This is a genomic window from Brevundimonas sp. DW-iso22 (assembly GCF_058725425.1).
This window is the reverse complement of the sequence record NZ_JBZXEB010000005.1, coordinates 334,553-355,355: the sequence shown is the minus strand read 5'-3', so window position 1 is coordinate 355,355 and position 20,803 is coordinate 334,553. Positions and strand designations below refer to the sequence as shown.

Here is a 20,803-nt window from a genome sequence, read left to right as displayed (position 1 = left end):
GTGTCCTTGCCCGAAAGCGTCCCTGTGCAGTCCTCGGACCTCGCGGTCTTCGTTGGCCGCTTCCAACCGTTCCACCGCGGCCACCTGAAGGTGATCCGCCAGGCGCTGGCCGTGGCGCGTCACGTTCTCGTCGTCATCGGCTCCGCCGGGGCCGCAAGGCGGGCGGACATGATACCCTTCACGGCCGACGAACGGCAGGACATGATCCTCGCCAGCCTCACGGAGCCCGAACGGGCGTGCGTGACGACCTGCGCTATTCCAGACCTGTCTAACCTTCGGGCGTGGACCGCTGCGGTAGCGGAGGCTGCGGAGGCGACGGCCCACGCTCGCGGATTCGGTCCGGATGCGCGCATCACCCTTATCGGCTGCTCGAAAGACCGGTCGAGCTATTATCTGAAAGCCTTTCCGACATGGGACAGCATCAACGTCCCGGCCTTCGACGGCCTGTCCGCGACGCCTGGGCGTCTCGCCTACTTCGATGCTGACCCCGCCGTCGTCGATGCCTATCTTGAACAAAAGGCTCCCCAAGACCTGCCGCCGCCTGTGGTCGCCTGGCTCGAAGGCTTCCGCCAAGGACCGGACTACGGGCCGCTGGTCGAGGAGATGGCCTGGGCCAGGCGTTACCGCGAGGCGTGGAGCGCGGCACCTTATCCCCCGATCTTCGTCACCGCCGACGCGGTCGTGGTCCACGACGGGCAGGTCCTACTGATTCAGCGCAAGGGGATGCCGGGCAAGGGATTGTGGGCGCTACCGGGGGGCTTCGTGGAGCAGGACGAGTTCGTGGTCGATGCGGCCATCAGGGAGTTGGCCGAAGAAACCGGACTGTCGGTGACGGCGAGCGATCTCGAAAGGGCGCTGGTGACCACCCGGGTCTACGATGCGCCATTTCGCGATATGCGGGGTCGGGTGATCACCCATGCTGCCCTGTTTGTCCTGGAGGCGGACCAGGCGGCCCCCCCGGTCGCTGCGGCCGCCGACGATGCTGCGGACGTGCGTTGGTTTGCGCTCGGCGCGCTTCGTCGCGAGATGCTGTTCGGGGATCATTTCGCCATCATTCAAACCCTGACCGGTAGCGACCTGGGGGCACGTCTGGTCGCCGATAGAGGGGCTCAATCCTGATGGATATCGCCGGGCGCGCCTACGACCACAGCTTCCAGATCGATCCGATCGTGCGGTCGCTGCTGGACACCGACTTCTACAAGCTGCTGATGGCGCAATTCATCTACGTCAATCATCCGAATGTTCAGGTGACCTTCGGCCTCACCAATCGCACACGCTCTGTCCGGCTGGCGGACATCGTGCCGGAAGCTGAGTTGCGCGCTCAACTGGATCACGTACAGGGCCTGCGGTTTCGCCCCAACGAACTGATCTGGATCGCCGGCGCGACGTTCTATGGCCAGACACGGATTTTCAGTCCGGGGTTTGTCGACTTTCTGCGGACCTTGAGGTTGCCGGACTACGACTTGCGCCAGGAGGATGGCCAGCATGTCCTGACCTTCAGCGGCTCTTGGGCCGAGACGACCTGGTGGGAGATACACGCGCTTTCCATCGTCAGTGAGCTGAAAACCCGAGCTGCGCACCGCAGGCGCGGCCGGATGGAACTGGATTTCCTCTACGCCAACGCCAAGGCCAAGCTGCTGCTGAAGCTGCGCCGCTTGAAGGGGCTGGAGGGCATGGCCCTGTCGGATTTCGGCACCCGTCGCCGCCACTCGTTCCTGTGGCATGAGTGGGCCGTACTGGCGATGGCCGAGGTGCTGGGGGACAAGTTCGTCGGTACCAGCAATGCGTTCTTCGCCATGAAGCACGGCCTCGACGCCAAGGGCACAAACGCGCATGAACTGCCCATGGTCCTGGCCGCGCTTGCATCGGACGACGCAGCGCTGAAGGCGAGCCAGTACGAGCTGTGTCGCCAGTGGCAGAACGCCTATTCGGGCAATCTGCTGGTTGCCCTGCCGGACACCTTCGGCACGACCCAGTTCCTCCGCGACGCGCCGTCGTGGCTTCCCCTGACCTGGCGAGGCTACCGGCCGGATTCCAAGCCCGCGCAGCCTGCGGGTGACGAGATCATCTCCTGGCTGAAAAATCACGGCGTGGACCCGACAGAGCATTTCATTCTCTTCTCGGATGGCTTGGATGTGAAGGTCGACGGCCATGCCCTGCATGGCGAGGACATCGCCGCGATTCACTCGTATTTCGAAGGCAGGGTCGGTCGCGCCTATGGCTGGGGAACCAACGCCAGCAACGACTTCCGGGGTTGCGATCCGCGCGGAGAGACTATCTTTGATCCGCTGTCCCTCGTCTGCAAGGTGATCGCGGCCGATGGACGCCCGGCGGTCAAGCTATCGGACAATTACAGCAAGGCCTCGGGCCCGGCCGAAGAGGTTGCTCGCTATCGTCGGGTGTTCGGCACCGAAGGCGTCAAAGACGCGCCCTTGAGCGTATGAGGCGGGACATGATCGACATTGAGAACCCCTCCGCCGAAGACGTGCTGATCATCATCGACGTACAGAACGACTTCTGCCCGGGTGGGGCGCTCGCCGTCCCGGCCGGCGATGAGGTCATGCCGCTGATCAATCAATTGGCGGAGCAGTTTGAGCACGTTCTGCTCACGCAGGACTGGCATCCGCGAGACCAGATATCCTTCGCGTCCACCCATGGCGTCGGACCTTTTTCGACGATCGTGACGCCCTATGGAGAGCAGGTCGCGTGGCCGGATCACTGCGTCCAAGGAACTGTCGGTGCCGCCTTCCACCCGCTGATAGAGAGGGGAGCCGCGCTGCGCGCAGAGCTGATCCTGCGCAAGGGCTACAACCGGTTTGTGGATTCCTATTCGGCCTTCTTTGAGAACGACCGGACGACCTCGACAGGACTGGCGGGATATCTGAGGGAACGCGGCCTGCGCCGCTGCGTCTTCGTCGGTCTAGCGCTCGACTTCTGCGTCCGCTTCTCCGCCGAGGACGCCATCGCTCAGGGATTTGACGCGGCGGTCGTCACGTCTGCGACGCGGGCAATCGACATGAACGGATCGCTTGCCGACGCCATGGCGGAGATGCGCAGACGTGGCGTCGAGCTTCTCGCTTGACCCGTCGATCGGCCGACGAGGGTTTGGCTTCGCGGATCGAGAGCACGTCGTGCGGCAATGAGATGGCTGCCTTCGGGTGCCTCTCCAATGACCGCTTCTGGCGCATCGGCGACATTACCAAATGGCCAACCCTGACTCAAAGGCGACGTCGGGAAGGTCCGCTCTGAGCCAGCCGCCGCCGCACTTCCGAAGTCTCCAGGATAAACATAGCCATCTGGTGAGGTGTCTGAGCAGATCGATCTGTAAGTGCCGCTGCATTTGGCGGCTTGCCGGTGTGCGTCCCTAGGGCGTGATTTCAGGTTGCTTGAAGATCTTTTTACGCCGCCCTTATGTCAGACGACCAAATCCGAATGGCCCCCTAACGGGCTGAGGGCGTCATCTACGGCTCTGAACTGAGCTGGAGGCGTCGGCATGGCCGATCTTATTTTTCTAGGCCTGGGCGGCGGGGCGTTTGTCGCCTTCGCCGCGCTCGCCGTTTTTCTGAAGCGGGTGTGACGATGCTGGTCTCCATTCTGTGGGGTGTCGGCGCGATCATCGTCGCCGGTTACATGGTCGCGGCCCTGCTGCGCCCAGAGCGGTTCTGAAGGAGCCGCTGACATGACCATTCAAGGTTGGGCGGAAATCGCCTTGACGCTGGGCCTGTCCGTGCTGATCGCATGGCCGCTCGGCCTCTATCTGTCGCGCGTCTGGAACGGCGAGCGGACTTGGCTGGACCCCGTGCTACGGCCCGTCGAAGGTGTCTTCTACAAGGCCTCAGGCGTCGATCCGAAACGCAGCCAGGGCTGGCTGGGCTATGCCGGGGCGCTGCTGGCGTTCAACCTGGCGGGCTTCATCTTCCTGTATGGCCTGCTGCGTCTGCAAGGCGTCCTGCCGATGAACCCGCAGGAGTTCGCAGGCGTGTCGCCGCATCTAGCCTTCAACACCGCCGTCAGCTTCGTGACCAACACCAACTGGCAGAGCTATGGCGGCGAAACGACCCTGTCGACGCTCAGCCAGATGACCGGTCTGACCGTCCAGAACTTCCTGTCCGCCGCGACGGGCGCGGCCATCGCGGCGGCCCTGGCGCGGGCCTTCGTCGCCAATCGGGGCGAAGGCGTCGGCAACTTCTGGGCCGACATGACGCGCACGACACTTTATCTGCTGCTGCCCGCGTCGCTGGTTCTGGCCATCGTTCTGGCCGGGCTGGGCGTGGTTCAGAGCCTGTCGGCCTCGGTGACCGTGACCAGTCTGGAGGGCGGAGAGCAGACGCTGTCCCTGTTCCCGGTCGCGTCGCAACTGGCCATCAAACAGCTGGGCATCAACGGCGGCGGTATTTTCAACGTCAACTCGGCCCATCCGTTCGAGAACCCGTCGGCCCTGACCAATCTGATCACGGCCGTATCGATCAATGTCATGGGCTGGGCGGCCGTTTTCGCCTTTGGTCGCAGCGTCCTGGCCAGGAAGGACTTGCGCGCCCTTGTCGTCGCCGCCGCCATCCTGCTGGGCGTCGCCACCGCCGGCATCTATGTGGCCGAAAGCCAGCCCGCGCCCGCCCTGGTCGCCGCCGGCATCGAGCAGCCGGTCAATCTGGAGGGCAAGGAAGTCCGCTTCGGCATTCCATCCTCGGTCGCCTGGGAAGGCATGACGACCGGAGCCTCGAACGGCTCGGTCAACTCCATGCATGCCAGCGGCATGCCGCTGTCTGGGGCCATCATGATGTTCCTGATGCAGCTAGGCGAGATCCTGCCCGGTGGCATCGGGTCGGGCATCGCGATCATGGTCGTCATGGCCATGCTGGCGGTCTTCGTGGCCGGGCTGATGGTCGGGCGCACGCCGGAGTATCTGGGCAAGAAGATCGAGGCGCGGGAGATTCAGTACGCCATGATCGCCGTCCTGGTCCTGCCTTTGGCTATACTGGGCTTTGGAGCCGTGGCCGCCGTCTATCCGACGGCTCTGGAGGGGCTGCTCAATGACGGTCCGCATGGGCTGTCGGAGATTCTGTACGCCTATACCTCCGGTGCGGCGAACAACGGTTCGGCCTTCGCCGGTCTGACGGCCAATGCGCCCTGGTGGAATACGACGCTAGGTCTCGCCATGCTGATGGGCCGCTTCGTGCCCGCCGTCGCGGTCCTGGCCATCGCCGGAGCCCTGGTCGTCAAGCCCAAGCTGGCCCCTTCCACCGGCACCCTGCCGACCCACGGGCCGCTGTTCATCGGCCTGCTGATCGGCGTCATCCTCATCCTGGGCGGGTTGCAGTTCTTCCCCGCCCTCGCCCTCGGACCCATCGTCGAGCATTTCCAGATGCTCGGCGGGGCGTCCTGATCGGACCCGTTCCATGACACTCGCAAACCCTGAAATGTCGGGCGACAAGCCCCAGCCCTCGCTAGCTCCTGGCGGGCTGACCGGCTCCATGATCGGCCGGGCCCTGACCGATGCTTTCGTCAAGCTGAACCCGCGCCACCTGCTGCGCAATCCCGTGATCTTCACCACCTGGATCGTGGCCCTGCTGTCCACCGTCTCGGCCATAGCCGAGATCGCCAGCGGCCAGTCCGCCGGCTTCGCCATCCAGCTGGCTCTGTGGCTGTGGGCCACGGTCCTGTTCGCCAATGTCGCCGAAAGCGTCGCCGAGGGGCGGGGCAAGGCAGCGGCCGACAGCCTTCGAGCCACGCGCGTGACGACCAAGGCCAAGCTGATCGTCGATCCCAAGACCGGCACGGCGGTGCCGACGGCCGCCAACGATCTGGAAGTCGGCTCGATCATCCTGGTCGAGGCGGGCGACGTCATCGCCTCCGACGGCGAGATCATCGAGGGCGTGGCGTCGGTCAATGAGGCGGCCATCACAGGTGAATCCGCCCCCGTCATCCGCGAGGCCGGCGGCGACCGTTCGGCCGTGACCGGGGGCACGACCGTGGTGTCCGACTGGATCAAGGTGCGCATCACCTCGGTGCCTGGCTCGACCTTCCTGGACCGCATGATCGCCATGGTCGAGGGCGCGAATCGCAGGAAGACGCCGAACGAACTGGCCCTGTCCGTCCTTTTGGCTGGCTTGACTCTGGTCTTCCTGATCGCGGTCGTCACCCTGCTGGGTCTGGGGGCCTATTCGGGTGTGGAGCTGGATCCCATCGTCCTGGGGGCCCTGTTCATCACGCTCATTCCAACAACCATCGGGGGCCTGCTGTCCGCAGTCGGCATCGCCGGGATGGACCGTCTGCTGAAGGTCAATGTCCTGGCCACCTCCGGCCGTGCGGTCGAGGCCGCGGGCGATGTTGACACTCTGCTGCTCGACAAGACCGGCACCATCACCTTCGGCAACCGCATGGCCACCGAAGTGATTCCGGTGCCCGGCGTTCGTCCTGAAGTCGCCCTGCGCGCCGCCGTCACCGCCTCGCTCGCCGATGAAACGCCGGAGGGCCGCTCCATCGTCGAACTGGGCCGCAACGCCGGTGTCGTGGTCGAACAGCCCGAGGGCTCAAAGGCCATTCCGTTCAGCGCCGTCACCCGCCAGTCGGGTCTGGAGGCCGGGACGTCGTCCTGGCGCAAGGGGGCGGTGGATGCGGTGCTGAAGGCGCTGAACCTGACCGAGGTCGCGGTCTCGGCCGAGTTCCGTGCCGCCGTGGACCGGATCGCCCGCTCGGGCGGCACCCCCCTGGCGGTGACCCAGGACGAGGTGCTGGTCGGGGTCATCCATCTGAAGGATGTGGTCAAGCCGGGCGTCAAGGAGCGGTTCGCCGACCTGCGTCGCATGGGGCTGCGCACCGTCATGATCACCGGCGACAACCCGGTGACCGCCGCCGCCATCGCGTCCGAAGCCGGTGTCGATGATTACCTGGCCGAGGCCACGCCCGAGGACAAGCTGCGGCTCATCCGAGAGGAGCAGGCCAAGGGCCGTCTGGTCGCAATGTGCGGAGACGGAGCCAATGACGCGCCCGCCCTGGCCCAGGCCGATGTCGGCGTGGCCATGCAGACCGGGGCCCAGGCCGCGCGCGAGGCCGGCAACATGGTCGATCTCGACAGCGACCCGACCAAGGTCATCGAGATCGTCGAGGTCGGCAAGCAGCTGCTGATCACGCGCGGGGCCCTGACGACCTTCTCGATCGCCAACGATGTGGCCAAGTATTTCGCCATCATCCCGGCCATGTTCGTGGTCGCCCTGCCGGCACTGGGCGCCCTGAACGTCATGGGCCTGGGATCGCCGGAGAGCGCCATCCTCTCGGCGGTGATCTTCAACGCCCTGGTCATCGTGGCCCTGATCCCTCTGGCCCTGCGCGGGGTGAAATACCGAGCCGTCGGGGCAGGTAAGCTGCTGGGCCGCAACCTGCTGATCTACGGCCTGGGCGGCCTGATCGCGCCCTTCGTCGGCATCAAGGCCATCGACCTGATCATCACGGGGCTTGGTCTGGCCTGAGCCTGACCCGACCCCTTCTCTCCTATTTCAGTACCCAAGGACTAACCGAAATGACCCGCAAGAAACGCCTGAAGGCTTCCGGCTCGAACGACGCCTGGTTCGCCGGAGCCTGTCTGGTGGCCGTGATCGTCTGGGGCGTCGCCTCCAACGCCGATGCCCAGGACGCGGCTGAGCCGACCGGCCCTCAGATCGCCTGGAATGTCGCCGCCACGACCGACTACGTCTTTCGGGGCGTCAGTCAGACCGAGAAGGCGGCCGCCATCTCCGGTGGCGTGGACCTGACCTACGGCTCCTTCTACGCCGGGGCCTGGGCGTCCAACGTCTCCTATGCCGGTGACGACGACACCAATGCCGAGATCGACCTGTATGGCGGCTTTCGCACCGAGGCGGCGGGTTGGGCGCTCGACATCGGGGCGGTCGGTTACCTCTATACCAACCAGCCAGACAACGCCGATTACGACTATGTGGAGCTGAAGCTGGCCGCCTCGCGCGCCATCGGTCCGGCCACCATCGGTGCCGCCGTCTACTATTCGCCCGACTTCTTTGGCGCGGCCGAGGACGAGGCCACCTATGTGGAGGCCAACGCCGCCTTCAGCCCGGCCGACAAGTGGACGATCGGTGGCGCGATCGGTCGTCAGTATGTGTCGTCCGATTTCGACTACACCACCTGGAACGTCGGGGCGGCCTATCAGCTGACCGACAATCTGGCGCTGGACCTGCGCTATCACGACACCGATGAGCACGACTTCGGCGCAGCCTATGACAGCCGCGCCGTCGCCTCGCTCAAGGCCACCTTCTAGGGAACGACCATGGTCAATCAGATTCGTCCTGCGATCGTCATGGTCGCCCTTTTCACCCTTCTTCTGGGCCTGGCCTATCCCTTGGCCGTCACCGGCGTGGCGCAGGGCTTGTTCCCTGCCCAGGCCAACGGCAGCCTGGTGCGAGGAACTGACGGCACGATCCAGGGCTCTGCATTGGTCGGCCAGTCCTTCACCGAGGCGGGCTATCTGCGTCCGCGTCCTTCGGCAGCCGGTGACGGCTATGACGGCTCCGCCTCGTCGGGCTCCAATCTGGGGCCACTGAACGAAGATCTGGCCGCGCGGGTGGGCGAGAGCGCTGCCAGCATTCGGACCGAGGACGGGGCAGGGGCCATTCCGGCCGATGCCGTCACCACCTCGGCCTCGGGTCTCGACCCGGACATCTCTCCGGCCTACGCTCGTCTTCAGGCACGGCGCATCGCCACGGCCCGCAGCGTGCCGGTTCAGGAGGTCCAGAGCGTGATCGATCGGAACACCCATGGTCCGCTGCTGGGCTTCATCGGCCAGCCGACGGTCAATGTTCTGATGACCAACCGCGCCCTCGACGCGCGCTTCCCGGCGACCTGATTTGCGGGAACCGTCTCCGCCATCCCCGGACCGCCCGACGCCGGCCTTGCGAAAGCGGGGCCGGCTGAAGGTGTTTCTGGGCATGTCGCCCGGGGTCGGCAAGACCTATGAGATGTTGCGTGCCGCCCGCAAGCGAAAGGCCGAGGGGGCCGATGTCGTCGTCGGTGTGGTCGAAACCCATGGACGGCGCGAGACGATAAGCCTTCTGCGCGGGCTGGAGGTCATGGCGCGCAACCCCATCGACTACAAGTCGCGCGTCCTGATGGAGTTCGACCTCGACGGTGCCATCGCGCGGCGGCCAGAGCTGCTTCTGGTCGATGAATATGCCCACTCGAATGTGCCGGGCAGCCGCCATCCCAAGCGGTGGCAGGATGTGGAGGAAATCCTGGCGGCGGGCATCGACGTCTGGACCACGCTGAACGTCCAGCATCTGGAGAGCCTGTCGGACGTCGTGCTTCGCATCACCGGCGTGCGTCAGCGCGAGACGGTGCCGGACGGGGCCTTGAGCCGAGCCGATGATATCGAACTGGTGGACATCACACCCGAAGAGCTGCGCAAGCGGCTGGCCGAGGGCAAGGTCTATGTGCCGGAGACGGCGCGGCTGGCGTCCGAGAACTTCTTCAAGATCGAGAACCTGACCGCGCTGCGCGAGATGGCGATGCGCCGCGCGGCCCAGACGGTGGACGATCAACTGGTCGCCACCCTGCGCGAAAAGGGGGTGCAGGGCCCATGGGCGGCGGGCGAGCGGATCCTGGTGCTGGTCGGCGGCGACGGCATGGCGGGCACGCTGGTGCGGGCCGGGCGGCGTCTGTCCGACATGACGATGGATGCGCCCTGGACCGTGGCCCACATCGACCGGCCTAGCGCGACGGCGCATGATGCGGCTCGCGGGGCGCGTCTGTCGGAGGCGTTGAAGCTGGCCGAACAACTGGGCGGACGCACCGTGGTCCTCAGCGGCGACGATGTCGTCGCCACCGTCATGGACTACGTCCACCGCAACAACATCACCCAGATCGTGCTGGGCAAAGGTCGCGACAGCCGCTGGAGCGCCTTCATCGGACGCTCGCTGGCCACCGAACTGCTGCGCTCCTCGCAAGGGGCGGCGGTCCACATCATCACCGATCCGGCGACAGCGACCGAGACGCCACAGCTGCCGCGCCGTTGGCCCGGCTTCGGCGGCTGGTCCGGCTATGCGATCGGGGCGGCCTTCGTCGGTCTGGCGACGGGCCTTGCCCTGACCCTGGACAAGACATTCGAGCGGGTCGACTTGGGCGTGGTCTATCTATTCGCCGTGTTGGCAGCAGGCGTCCTGCACGGGCTGCGTCCGGCACTGGTGGCAGCGACCGTGGCCTTCCTGACCTACAACTTCCTGTTTCTGGACCCCCGTTACACGTTCGCCATCGGGTCGCCGACAGACATACTGACCCTGCTTGTGTTCTGGGCTGTGGCCCTGGTCACAGGGGCCCTGGCGGGTCGTGTGCGAGAGCAGGCGCAACGGGCCCAGCGCCGGGCCTCCGCCGTTTCCGCCTTGCTGGCGGCCAGTCAGACGTTGTCGGCGGCGCAGGGACACGCCCAGACCGCCCGCGTCCTGGCCGAACAGACCGCTGCCGCCGCAGGGGCCAAGGCTGTGGTGCTGTTGCCCCTAGGCGACGACATCGTCACGGCCGCTAGTGCGCCCGATCCCGAGGCGCTCGGTTCGGCCGCCATGGCCGCCGCCCGCTGGGCCTGGGAGCGAGGCGAGCCTGCCGGGCATGGCACAGGCACCCTGCCACAGGCCAACTGGACCTTCTGGCCTTTGCAGGGCGTACGCGGGCGCGCCGGTGTCGCAGGCATCGCCGCCGCCGCTCTGGTCCCCGGTTCGGACGAAGAGCGCCTGATTCTGGCCCTGCTGGATCAGGGGGCCGTGGCGCTGGAGCGGGCGCAATTGGCAGGCGACGCAGTCGAGACCGAAAGCCTTCGCCGGGCCGACCGTTTCCGGGGAGCGCTGATGAACTCCGTCAGCCACGACCTACGAACCCCGCTGTCGACCGTGCTGGGGGCCTCGACCACCCTGATCGACTACGGCGCGACCCTGAGCCCCGAGGTTCGCGCGGACCTGCTGCTCAGCATCCGCGAAGAGGCCGAACGGCTGAACCGCTATGTCGGCGACCTGCTGGACATGACCCGGCTGGAAGGCGGAGGTCTGAACGTCAAAGCGGACTGGGTCGATGTGCGCGATGTGCTGAACGCGGCCGCAGAGCGGGTCTCGCGCCGCTTGTTGGCACGGCGGCTGACCCGGGATTTTCCAGCAGATCTTAGCCTCGTCATTCTGGATCAGGGGCTCCTCGAGCAGGCGGTTGTCAACATCCTGGAAAACGCCATCGCCTACAGCCCCGACGGTTCGATCATCGAACTGGCGGCCTATGAGGATCGCGGCTCGGTGGTCATATCGATCGAGGATCAGGGCAAGGGCATTCCAACCGTCGAACTGGAGCGAATATTCAACAAGTTCCGCCGCATGGAGGAACCCTCGGATCGAACCCAAGGGGCGGGTCTGGGCCTCGCCATCGCCAAGGGCTTTGTCGAGGCCATGGGGGGACGTATCGCCGCCGCCAGCCCCATTGTCGATGGGCACGGTGCCCGCATCCTGATCAGCCTCCCCAAGGCCATCGCGACCCATCGCGATCTGCTCTAGCGTCGAAACATCATGTCAGCCGTCCGCCCCCAGATTCTCGTCATCGATGACGAGGCCCAGATCCACCGCTTCCTGTCCCCGGCACTCGATGCTGCGGGCTATGAACCCAAGCGTGCTGATAGTGGTCAGGAGGGCCTGCGTGGCATCGCGTTGTGGTCGCCGGACGCTGTGGTGCTGGACCTGGGTCTGCCCGACATGGACGGCAAGGACGTCCTGACCCGAGCCCGCGAATTCTATGCCGGTCCGATCATCATCCTGTCCGCCCGCGACCGCGAGGCCGAAAAGATCGCCGCCCTCGATCTGGGAGCCAACGACTACGTCGAAAAGCCCTTCGGCGTCGGTGAACTGCTGGCCCGCATCCGCGCCGGCCTTCGCCAAGCCACCGATCCTGCCGCGCACAAAGGGCCCATCGCCGCCGGTGACGTGACCATCGACCTGGACCGCCGGCTGGTGATGCGTGAAGGCGAGCCCGTGCGCTTGACGCCCAAGGAATACGATGTGCTCGGGTATCTCGCACGGCATGTCGGCAAGCTGGTGAGTCACGCCGATCTTCTAACTGCCGTCTGGGGCGCGGCGCATTCCGCTGACACCCAATATCTTCGCGTCGTTATCGGCCAGCTGCGGCACAAGCTGGAAGCCGACCCGGCTAGGCCGCGATTGATCCTGACCGAACCAGCGGTCGGCTACAGGCTTCAGCCTGAGTAAGGTTGTGCGTCCGTTTTGATGCAGGGAAGTGATGACCGCTTCTGGCGCTTCTCGGACCGCGGGAGTAGCGACACGCCTTGAATTCCAGTTGAACTGGGGCGCATTCGCACTTTCGTTTTTTCAGAAATAGCCGACGTCCCGCCCGTCGGTTCTGGCGAGCAATACTCGACTGCGGGTCTCGGATCCGAGACCCGGCTCTGCTTATTCGCGACTAAGTCCCTCGGCTGAATACCCGCACATAATCAACTTCCATTTTCTGGGGAAAGGCGCGGTCGTCGACGCCTTCAGCCCCGCCCCAGTCGCCGCCGACTGCGATATTCAGGATCATGTAGAAGGGAGCGTCGAACGGCCAGGTGGCGCGGTCGCCGCGGCCGTCGTTGGGAAAGCGATAGTAGCCGACGTCGTCGATGCCGAAGTTGATGCCCTCGGGTGTCCACAGCACCTGATACCGGTGAAAGGCGTCGCAGGCGTCGCGGACGCGCTTGCGGCCGCCGCGCTCGGTGCCCTGGGTGTGATTGTAGCGGGTGGTGTGGACCGTGCCGTGGACCTCGCCGCGCTCATGGCCGACGTGTTCCATGATGTCGATCTCGCCGCCCGCCGGCCATTCGGCCTCGGCGACCGGCAGCATCCAGATGGCGGGCCAGCTGCCGCGACCGCAAGGAATTTTGGCCTTCACCTCATAGAAGCCATAGGTCCATTCGGCCTTGCCGCGCGTGATCAGCCGGGCGGAGGTATAGGCCTGGCCTCCCGCATCGGCGACCTGTTCGGGTGTCAGGGTCTCGCGCCGGGCCTCGATGACCAGGTGGCCGTTCTCGACGCGGGCATTCTCGGGCCGGTCGGCGGAATAGTACTGGCGCTCGTTGTTGTACCAGCCCTCGCGGTTGCGATGGGTGTCATAGGACCAGCGGGTCGGGTCTGGCAGGCCATCAGTGTTGAACTCGTCGTTCCAGACCAGGCGATAGCCGGTCAGACTGCCGTCCTGCGTCAGGGGGGCGGACGTCGGTGCGGGCGCAGAGGCTGCGCCTATGCAGGCCAGGGCGGACACTACCCCGAGCGTCGGTACCAGAACTCGCATCGCGTCCTCCCATGATTATTCTGCGACGACCTCAGCTCAGGCAATCGCGGTTTGACAACGTTGTCAACTCCCGACACCTTGCGGGAAAAGACGACCACAGGGACGGAACACATGATCAACCTCTCCCGCAAGCGTGGCCTCGCCACCGTCGCCGTGTCGCTGGCGGCGCTGATGATGGCCTCAGGGCCGGCGCTGGCCCAAACGGCGCCACCGGCTGCGGTCGTCGATCTGACCGCCTGGCCCAGCGCGAACAGCCCGGATGCGATGACCGATGCCGCGACCCTCGCCTTTGTCGAGGACCTGCTGGCCCGGATGACAATCGAGGAAAAGGTGGGTCAGGTCATCCAGGCCGACATCGGATCGATCACCCCGGCCGATCTGGCGACCTATCCGCTGGGTTCGATCCTGGCGGGCGGCAACTCCGCGCCCGGGGCCGACGAGCGCGCCCCGGCCCAGGCCTGGGTAGAGCTGGCCCAGGCGTTCCGGGCGGCGGCAGCGGCGCGGCCGGGGGCAAGAGTGCCGCTGATGTTCGGCATCGATGCCGTGCACGGGCACAACAATGTCGTCGGCGCGACCCTATTTCCGCACAACATCGGCCTGGGGGCGACGCGCAATCCCGAGTTGATCCAGCGGATCGGGGTGGCCACGGCGCTGGAGGTCGCGGCGACAGGCGCGGACTGGACCTTTGGACCCACGGTGGCGGTGCCCCGCGATGATCGCTGGGGCCGGACCTACGAAGGCTATGGCGAGGATCCAGAGATCGTCGCCGCCTATGCCGGTCGCATGACGCTCGGTCTTCAGGGCGCGCTGGATCATGGCTATCTGGCCCCCGGTCATATCGCCGGCTCGGCCAAACACTATCTGGCTGACGGCGGCACGCTGAACGGCAAGGACCAGGGCGATGCCGGCATCTCCGAGCGCGAACTGATCGACGTCCATGCGGCGGGCTATCCGCCCGCAATCGACGCGGGTGTCCTGACCATCATGGCCAGCTTTTCCAGCTGGAACGGGGTCAAGCATACGGCCAACCAGGACCTGTTGACCGACGTGCTGCGCGGCCCGCTCGGCTTCGACGGCTTCGTGGTCGGCGACTGGAACGCGCACGGCCAGATCGAGGGCTGCACCAATGAAAGCTGCGCCGCAGCCTTCAACGCCGGTCTGGACATGTTCATGGCTCCAGACAGCTGGAAGCCGCTGTATGAGAACACCCTGGCCCAGGTGAAGTCGGGCGAGATCACCATGGCCCGACTGGACGAGGCCGTGCGCCGCATCCTTACGGTCAAGGTCAAGACCGGCGTGTTCGAGGCCGAGCGACCGGTCGAGGGCAGGGTAGAAGTTCTGGGCTCGCCGGAGCACCGGGCCCTGGCGCGCGAGGCGGTGCGGCAATCGCTGGTGCTGCTCAAGAATAACGGCTCGGTCCTGCCGATCCGGCCGGGCGCGCGCGTGTTGGTGGCGGGCAGCGCCGACGACATCGGTCAGGCGGCCGGCGGCTGGACCATCAACTGGCAGGGCACGGGCAATACCCGCGCCGACTTTCCCAATGGCCAGTCGATCTGGGAGGGACTGAAGGAGGCGGTCGAAGCCTCGGGCGGCACAGCCGAGCTCAATGCGGCGGGTACCTTCGAGGCCCGCCCCGACGTAGCCATCGTCGTCTTCGGCGAGGAACCCTATGCCGAATTCCAGGGCGACCTGTCCGATCTGGACTTCCGCCCGCGCGAGCCGCTGGCCCTGCTGCGCCGGCTGAAGGCCGAGGGCATACCGACCGTGGCGGTCTTCCTGTCCGGCCGGCCGCTCTATCTGAATCCGGAGATCAATGCCTCGGACGCCTTCGTCGCCGCCTGGTTGCCGGGGTCGGAGGGCGGCGGCATCGCCGATGTGCTGGTCGCAGGCGCGGACGGCGCAGCCCGTCACGACTTCCGGGGGCGGCTGTCGTTCAGCTGGCCTCGCAGCCCGGATCAGGCTCCGCAGAACCGGGGCGGCCCGGACTATGATCCCCAGTTCGCCTATGGCTTCGGCCTGACCTATGCGGCAGCAGCCGAGACTCCCGCGCTGGCCGAGGTGGAGGAGGGGTCGGAGGCATCGTCGATGCGCTTCTTTGCCGACGGGCGGTTCGTCACGCCCTGGTCGCTGGTCGTGCGTGACGAGGGCGGCGAGGCGCGGATCGCGGACGGCGCTCGCGGCGTCAGCCCACGGTCGGTGGTAACCGTGGCTCCGGTCGATGGTCAGGGACAGGAATCCGCACGGCTGCTGACCTTCACCGGGCAGGGACAGGCCATCGTCACCGGGCCCGCGATCGATCTGTCGGGGTCTGACTATGCGAGCGTGGCCCTGACCTTCCGCTACCGTATCGATGCGGGCGCAGCCTCGACGCTGAGCCTCGGCCTGGGCAATGGCGTGGTGCGGTTGGGCGGTGGTCAGGGATGGCAGCAGGCGTCGGTCCCGCTACGCTGTTTCGCCTCCGGACAGGGCGGCCTGACGGGCGTGGACCGGGCCTGGATTCTTTCTGCCAGGGCGCCGGCGACGGTGGCGTTCGAGGACATCCGTCTGGACACCGCGACCTCGGATACCTGTCCTGCGGCGGCAGATTAGAAGGCTTGATCAGGTCCGGGGCGCGGTCGAGCCCCGGATTTCCAGCCCGAATGGCAACAGGTGGTCGGACGGGACGGCCTCGCCGGTCTTGCTGACCCCAATCAGCAATTCGGCGGCCTTGGCGGCCATCTCGGAGATCGGCTGACGCACGCTGGTCAGGCCCGGCACGCTCAGACGGACGCCGGGCGTGTCGTCAAAACTGACCAGCGACAGGTCGGGCACGCGGATACCTTGGCGGGATGCGACGTGCAGGGCCGCCAGTGCCATCTCGTCATTGCTGGCCAGGATGGCGGTCGGTGGATCCCGGAGTGACAGCAGGGTTTCGGCGGCGGCGACACCGCTTTCGAAGGTGAAGTCTCCCGGAGCGATCAGGTTCTCGTCGATCGCGATGTCCGCCTGCGTCAGGACATTGCGATAGCCGTTCAGCCGCTGGCTGCTGGCCTCGAACCGCGGGCTGCCGGCGATGAAGCCGATGCGACGGTGACCCAGGTCGATCAGGTGCCGTGTCGCTTTCACTGCCGCAGCCCGGTCGTCCATGAAGACGCCGAAGCCGACACCCTCTCCTGGCACACCCATCCGCACCACCGGCACATTGCGACGTGTAAGCATTTCGACCAGGGCGAGGTTCTGGGAGTGCGGCGGGGTCAGGATGACGCCGTCCGGCTGGAGGGCCGAAAGTATGGCTACGACCTTGCGGTCCAGATCGGGAGATCCCGCCTCGACCAGTTCGAACAGCATGCGATAGCCGTGCGCCTCGCACGTCAGCATGGCCCCGTGCAGCATCTGGTCGATCCAGTCGTTGCCGCGTCCGCTCTGCCAGTTGTTGATGGTATTCTGGCGATCGTTCAGCGCGACCAGCAGATAGGAGCGGCTGCCGCCCATGCGCCGCGCCGCCATGCTGGGGACATAGCCCAGATCGTCGACCGCCTTCATGACCCGGTCCTGCAGATCCCTGGTGACGTTGGGCTCGCCATTCATCACGCGCGAAACGGTCTTGACCGCGACACCGGCGGCAGCCGCGACGTGACGGATGGTGACCTTGGTCATTGCACCTCCCCTGGAGCGGCCCTGCTCCCGGAACGACCCAGGTGCGTCGTGCCCGTGTTGCACCAATCCCACCCTCCGACGCCGGTCGAAAAACGATCGTTGACAACGTTGTCAAACAATGGCGCATTAAAGGCAAGCGGAATGACCAACAATCCGCATCGGGAGGATTATCGAATGCGCAACCGCAAGACGGCGCTGCTCTGTGGCGCGACCCTGGCCTTCATCCTCCCCGGCGTGGCGCTGGCGCAGACGCCGCCTGCGGACGCGCCGCCGCTGGACCCGGCCAACCAGGAGGCGGGCAGCCCCCAAGCTGACGACCCGGCGACGACGCTGGACGATGTCGTCGTGACCGTCGAGCGACGCGAGCAGAACCTGCAGGACTACGCCGGCACGGCCGTGGCGTTGAGCGGCGCGGACCTGAAGGCCGTCGGCGTTCAGGACATCACCGATCTGGAGGGGCGCGTGCCCGGCCTGTCGGTCGCCAACAACGGCGGCAATATCGAAATCTACATCCGCGGTGTGGGCTCCTCGAACAATACCGAGCTGGGCGATCCGGCGGCGGCCACCCACTATGACGGCGTCTACCTGCCCCGCCCGGCCGGTATCGGCTCGGCCTTCTTCGACATCCAACGGGTCGAGGTGAACATCGGGCCTCAGGGCACGCTGCGCGGTCGCAATGCGACGGCGGGCTCGGTTAATATTGTGACCTGGAAGCCGGGCCTGAACATCCTCGACGCGAGCGCCGAGTTCGAGCTGGGCAACTATCAGCAGCGCGTCTTCCAGGGGATGCTGAACCTGCCGGTCGGCGAGACGGCCGCCCTGCGCATCGCCGGTTATCACCTGGAGCACGACAGCTATTACACCGATGTCGGCCCGGCCCAGGTCGGCGTGGCCGAGGCCGAAAAGAACAGCGCCGGTCGTGTTCAATTCCTGTGGGAGCCTGACAGCCGGTGGAGCATCCTGCTGGGTGCCGACTACATCCGCGAGACCGGCAGCGGCTATACCGGCACCAACTATGCCAACCCCCTGGGCGAAGGCATCGATCCGGACGACATCGAGGATCCCCGCCGCGTCGTCGCCCGAGCTTTCACGCCGGAGCTGAATACCCGCCACTGGGGCGCGCGTGCGCACATCAACTATGACGGCGATCTGTTCGACATCGAATACACCGCCAGCTATCGCGACCTCGTCTACGACTATAAGGCGGTAACGCCGCTCTCGCCCTTCTATCCCGGCGTGCTGGAGAACCTGACGGGCCCGGGGGGACTGGAAGAGACGCTGGACAACTTCTCCCAGTTCCAGTCGATCACCGACAGCCAATCCAAGACGCACGAACTGCGCTTCTACGACAACGAGGGGCCGTGGATCTGGAGCGCCGGGGCCTTCTATCTGGAGGAAGATCAGTATTCCTTCCTGGGCTCAACCGGCGACCGAGGGCTGTTCTTCCAGGGCGTGGAGTTCAACATGCCCGACGTCGATACCTCGTCCTATGCCCTCTATGCTGACACCACCTATAGCGTAACCGACCGGTTCCGCCTGACGGGCGGCCTTCGCTACACCGAGGACGAGAAGAGCCGTCGCGGTGTGGCGGCGCGGTACGGCTTCGCCATCGGCGGAGACAATTTCTCCTGCTGTGGCGGCGTGCGCGTCGGTACCGAAGGCTTCGAATTCGCCGGTCGCGGCCGCAGCATCTTCAACCCTGACACCGACGGCAACGGCACCATTAGCGATCAGGAAGTCCTGAACTTCTACTTCAACGGCGTCTCTCGCTTCGGGGCGCGCGACAACGTTCAGACCATCTTCGGCAACGGCCCCGTGCCGGGCGGTGCCCCCAACCGCCCGCCGTGCCTGGACACCATCACGGGCGATTTTTTCGTCTGCCCGCCCGACGGCACCGTCAGTTTCGCCGTGCCTTTCGCAGGCCAGATCTTCCAGCAAACCGGCGAGAGCAAGATCGACTTCGTCGACTGGCGCCTGCGTGCGGAATACGACATCTCGGACGACAACCTGCTGTACGGCCTGATCACGACCGGCAACAAGTCGGGCGGTTTCAATGACAATATCGGCAACGCCGGCCTGGCCCCCACCTATGGCCCCGAGACCGTTACCCTGTACGAAGTCGGCTCAAAGAACGAGTTCTACATCGGCGACTACAAGGCCCGTCTGAACGGCTCGCTGTTCTACAACGACTACAGCGATCAGGTCCTGACGTCCCTGCTGTCTGTCGCCCAGATCGTGGACTTCCTGGGCGGACCGCAAGAAGTGCCGGTGCCCGAGGATTCCTCGCTGGCCCTGGTCGTGTCCTATTCCTACAACGCCGCCAAATCCCGCATCTACGGCGCGCAGTTCGAGGGCGGCATCGACCTGCCCTGGAATCTGGGCATCGATTTCAACCTGCTTTACCTGAAGGCCGAGGTTACCGAGGCCGAGGAAATTCAGGACTTCCGCTTCCAGGCCGACGTCGCACCCACCGAGGCGGTGTTCCGCTCGATCGAAGGCAAGACCCTGCCCCGCACACCGGAATGGCAGTTCAACATCAACCTGACCCAGGCCTTCCCGACCGAGCGCATGGGCCAGTTCGACTATGTGATCTCCAGCGGTTACCGCTCGTCGATGTTCACGACCATCTTCAACGGCGAGGACTATCTGCAACCGGACAATCCGCGCCGCCGTCTGGACGACAAGGTTGACGGCTACTGGACCTTCGATGTCGGCTTTGGCTGGACCCCGCCCGGCGACGGACGGGTCAGGCTGGAGGGCTTCGTCAACAATCTGACGGACGAGCAGAACGAGGCCGCCATCATCATCACCCAGTTCGACAACACGCGCTTCTTCACGCGCCCCCGGACCTTCGGCGCACGCCTTCGCGTCCAGTACTGAACCGCTACCTTCCTGAGCGGCCCTCTGGCGGCGTCTCCCGAGCGGGAGGCGCCGCTTCTTTTGTGCGGTGACATCGGCAGGCTGAACCGTCAGGCTCGCAGGCCATGCAGAGCGCCGCCGCCGATCAAAAGATCACGCCATTGCCTTCGGTTAGGCCGGGGTTCGTCGCTGCCTATATGGCAGCGCAGGTGGGAGCCTACATCGCCTTCATCCCGCTGTTGACGATCCTGTTGCCGCTCAAGGCAGCAGTGATCGACCCCGCAGCACGGGGAGAACTGCTGAGTCAGACGGCGCTGTGGGGTGCACTGACGGCGGGCCTGGCAGGGGTCGCGGCCGGCGTGGTCGGCGATCGAACACGCCATTGGCCCGGGGGTCGGTCCTTGTGGCTAACCGTGCGTCGCGGTCGATCCGCCGATCGCAGCGCCAAGATGCGGCTCGACCTGGTCGACGTAGCCGTTCGAGACGGTCCTGTTGAAGGCCGAAGTTGTGGCGCTGCGTGTACCTTTCGACTCCATCAGCGCCGTCCCGCACGTCGGGCTCGCGAAGACGAAGTCGGGGGACTTCCTTATGCCGGACGTGCCACCCTTGAGGTTCTCCCAATGGTCGGACCAGACATAGCCGTCGTTGATCATGACGAGGTAGGCGATGCCCGCCGCGACCGTGCCTATGAAGTAGTTCTGGACGAAGTCCTTCATCGTGTCGGCCGAGGTAAGCAGGTCGAACGGATGGCTGATGTCGTCAACGTGCTGCTCGAGCAAGCTCACCATGTGGTTCACCTCCCAAGATAGGGCGTGGGGGTTGAGCAGGTGCGTGTAGTGGCAGCGCGCCATCGCGCCGTACAACTCGAGCGGAGTGAAGTTGATAGCCGTGATCGCGGGCGCTCGGTCGAGCAAGCCCGCTTGCAGGATGGGGTGTCCCTGCGTGTTGCTAATCCCGAGGTGCTTCGCCTTCGTTAGCCAGGTCATGTCATGATGGCCCCCCG

The 20,803-nt window shown here is 65.6% G+C and carries 15 protein-coding genes; 12 read left to right on the top strand and 3 right to left on the bottom strand.

Features of this window, described 5'->3' with window-relative positions:
* Positions 1–6 precede the first annotated feature (6 nt).
* The 10 genes from AC4PRM_RS10495 to AC4PRM_RS10450 all read left to right on the top strand — a co-directional run bounded on the left by AC4PRM_RS10495 (position 7) and on the right by AC4PRM_RS10450 (position 12,230).
* Positions 7–1,119, top strand: a complete 1,113-nt coding sequence (locus AC4PRM_RS10495) for an NUDIX domain-containing protein (protein WP_492039797.1) — start codon at positions 7–9, stop codon at positions 1,117–1,119.
* The gene (locus AC4PRM_RS10490) at positions 1,119–2,444 is read left to right on the top strand and encodes a nicotinate phosphoribosyltransferase (RefSeq protein ID WP_492039796.1); all 1,326 of its coding nucleotides are present in this window, start codon (positions 1,119–1,121) and stop codon (positions 2,442–2,444) included. The genes AC4PRM_RS10495 and AC4PRM_RS10490 overlap by 1 nt, the downstream gene beginning before the upstream one ends.
* Positions 2,445–2,452: 8 nt before the next feature.
* Complete coding sequence (pncA, locus tag AC4PRM_RS10485) at positions 2,453–3,082, top strand: bifunctional nicotinamidase/pyrazinamidase (RefSeq protein WP_492039795.1); 630 nt, start codon at positions 2,453–2,455, stop codon at positions 3,080–3,082.
* Positions 3,083–3,579: 497 nt separating this feature from the next.
* Positions 3,580–3,666 (top strand): potassium-transporting ATPase subunit F, encoded by an 87-nt coding sequence (locus AC4PRM_RS10480; protein ID WP_492039828.1) that lies wholly within the window; start codon positions 3,580–3,582, stop codon positions 3,664–3,666.
* A 13-nt stretch (positions 3,667–3,679) separates the two neighbouring features.
* The gene (gene kdpA, locus AC4PRM_RS10475; RefSeq protein WP_492039794.1) at positions 3,680–5,383 is read left to right on the top strand and encodes a potassium-transporting ATPase subunit KdpA; all 1,704 of its coding nucleotides are present in this window, start codon (positions 3,680–3,682) and stop codon (positions 5,381–5,383) included.
* Between the two features lie 34 nt (positions 5,384–5,417).
* A complete protein-coding gene (kdpB, locus tag AC4PRM_RS10470; protein WP_492039827.1) occupies positions 5,418–7,466 on the top strand; it encodes a potassium-transporting ATPase subunit KdpB in 2,049 nt (682 codons plus the stop codon).
* Between the two features lie 50 nt (positions 7,467–7,516).
* A complete protein-coding gene (locus AC4PRM_RS10465; RefSeq protein WP_492039793.1) occupies positions 7,517–8,266 on the top strand; it encodes a TorF family putative porin in 750 nt (249 codons plus the stop codon).
* A gap of 9 nt (positions 8,267–8,275) precedes the next feature.
* On the top strand, positions 8,276–8,851 hold the full coding sequence (gene kdpC / locus AC4PRM_RS10460; RefSeq protein ID WP_492039792.1) for a K(+)-transporting ATPase subunit C: 576 nt from the start codon (positions 8,276–8,278) through the stop codon (positions 8,849–8,851).
* Positions 8,852–8,933: 82 nt separating this feature from the next.
* A complete protein-coding gene (locus AC4PRM_RS10455) occupies positions 8,934–11,525 on the top strand; it encodes a DUF4118 domain-containing protein (RefSeq protein ID WP_492039826.1) in 2,592 nt (863 codons plus the stop codon).
* Positions 11,526–11,537: 12 nt separating this feature from the next.
* Positions 11,538–12,230, top strand: coding sequence for a response regulator (locus AC4PRM_RS10450; RefSeq protein ID WP_492039791.1), 693 nt, complete (start codon positions 11,538–11,540; stop codon positions 12,228–12,230).
* A 211-nt stretch (positions 12,231–12,441) separates the two neighbouring features.
* Here the strand turns inward: AC4PRM_RS10450 and AC4PRM_RS10445 are convergent, their stop codons facing one another.
* The gene (locus AC4PRM_RS10445; RefSeq protein WP_492039790.1) at positions 12,442–13,305 is read right to left on the bottom strand and encodes a glycoside hydrolase family 16 protein; all 864 of its coding nucleotides are present in this window, start codon (positions 13,303–13,305) and stop codon (positions 12,442–12,444) included.
* Positions 13,306–13,416: 111 nt separating this feature from the next.
* Here AC4PRM_RS10445 and AC4PRM_RS10440 point away from each other — a divergent pair, with 111 nt between their 5' ends.
* A complete protein-coding gene (locus AC4PRM_RS10440) occupies positions 13,417–15,894 on the top strand; it encodes a glycoside hydrolase family 3 protein (RefSeq protein WP_492039789.1) in 2,478 nt (825 codons plus the stop codon).
* A 9-nt stretch (positions 15,895–15,903) separates the two neighbouring features.
* Here the strand turns inward: AC4PRM_RS10440 and AC4PRM_RS10435 are convergent, their stop codons facing one another.
* Positions 15,904–16,941 (bottom strand): LacI family DNA-binding transcriptional regulator, encoded by a 1,038-nt coding sequence (locus AC4PRM_RS10435; RefSeq protein ID WP_492039788.1) that lies wholly within the window; start codon positions 16,939–16,941, stop codon positions 15,904–15,906.
* 174 nt (positions 16,942–17,115) lie between these two features.
* Here AC4PRM_RS10435 and AC4PRM_RS10430 point away from each other — a divergent pair, with 174 nt between their 5' ends.
* The gene (locus AC4PRM_RS10430) at positions 17,116–19,821 is read left to right on the top strand and encodes a TonB-dependent receptor (protein WP_492039787.1); all 2,706 of its coding nucleotides are present in this window, start codon (positions 17,116–17,118) and stop codon (positions 19,819–19,821) included.
* A 386-nt stretch (positions 19,822–20,207) separates the two neighbouring features.
* Here the strand turns inward: AC4PRM_RS10430 and AC4PRM_RS10425 are convergent, their stop codons facing one another.
* Positions 20,208–20,786: a hypothetical protein gene (locus AC4PRM_RS10425; RefSeq protein WP_492039786.1), complete on the bottom strand. Its 579-nt coding sequence runs from the start codon at positions 20,784–20,786 to the stop codon at positions 20,208–20,210.
* Positions 20,787–20,803 lie beyond the last annotated feature (17 nt).